This window comes from Sphaerisporangium sp. NPDC049002 (assembly GCF_040649355.1).
In the GTDB taxonomy this organism is placed as follows: domain Bacteria; phylum Actinomycetota; class Actinomycetes; order Streptosporangiales; family Streptosporangiaceae; genus Sphaerisporangium.
The window spans coordinates 1-1,073 of sequence record NZ_JBEZFH010000472.1; the positions used below are offsets into that span (position 1 = coordinate 1).

General features: G+C 69.2%; 3 protein-coding genes. All 3 read left to right on the forward strand.

The features are described from left to right. On the forward strand, nucleotides 1-575 hold a 575-nt coding region (locus tag AB0B89_RS36585; RefSeq protein ID WP_358562423.1), incomplete at its 5' end, for a methyltransferase. Nucleotides 576-636: 61 nt separating this feature from the next. After that, nucleotides 637-906, forward strand: a complete 270-nt coding sequence (locus AB0B89_RS36590) for a hypothetical protein (protein ID WP_358562426.1) — start codon at nucleotides 637-639, stop codon at nucleotides 904-906. A 2-nt stretch (nucleotides 907-908) separates the two neighbouring features. Next, nucleotides 909-1,052: a hypothetical protein gene (locus AB0B89_RS36595; protein WP_358562429.1), complete on the forward strand. Its 144-nt coding sequence runs from the start codon at nucleotides 909-911 to the stop codon at nucleotides 1,050-1,052. Nucleotides 1,053-1,073 lie beyond the last annotated feature (21 nt).

Genomic DNA, 1,073 nt, shown 5'->3' on the forward strand with positions numbered 1-1,073 from the left:
GACCAATTCCTGCCACAGGCTGTCGCGGATGGCGGTCGTATCACCGGGTCGAGGCGTTCTTCACCCCGCCCGCCCTAGCCGAGCAGGTCGTCGCCGCCGCCGACATCCAGCCCGGCATGACCGTGCTGGAACCCTCGGCGGGGAACGGCGCTCTCGCCGCTCTAGCCGCCGAGCGAGGCGGCCTGGTCCACGCAGTCGAACTGTACGCACCCTTCGCCGAGCGGCTGCGCCGCCTGGGCCTGCAGCAGGTCACCGTCGGCGACTTCATGGACCTCACCCCAGCGCAGCACTCGCAGCGCTACGACCGCGTCGTGATGAACCCGCCGTTCCGCAGGGGCACCGACGTCCTGCATGTCATGCGCGCGATGCGGTTCCTCAAGCCCGACGGCCTGCTCGTGGCCGTCATGAGCGCCGGACTCGCAGACCGCCAGACCGGCACTGCGGTGCACCTCCGCTCCCTGGTCGCCTTGCGCGGCGGACGCATCGAGTACCTGCCGGAAGGGGCGTTCGTCTCCGCCGGAACCGGGGTCCGCACCATCTTGGTGACCATCCCCGGCGCTGGTCCCACACCCTAAGTGCAGGTAGCATGAAGGCGTGCCGGAAGAGCGACCCGACACCCAACCCGAGGAGCTTCACATGACCGAACCCGGTCCCCGCCTGGCCGAACTGCGCGACCGCTTCCCCGTCGGCTCCCGCGTCCAACACGACGAGAGCGGAAAGTACGGAGTGGTCACTCTGCAGAAGCGCGGGTGCGCGCCCGCCTACACCGACGAGTCGGAGCAGGTCGCCCACTCGGTCGATCACGTCGGCCTGGGCATGGTTTCCGTCTACCTGGACGGCCGCCCCTGCCCGCTCTGGTACATGGAGGACTACGTGACGCCCGCCCCGCAGGACGGAAAGCCCTGACCGTGGCCGCCGCTGCCGCCTCCAGCAAGACGACCAGAGCGATCCTCTGCATCATCGCGATCGGCGCCCTCGCCATCGTCGGCTCGATCCTCCTGCTGTCCGCCTACCTGATCCTCGGCGGACTGACGCGGATGACCCTCAACTGACCCCTGCGTCTCGTCCATCCC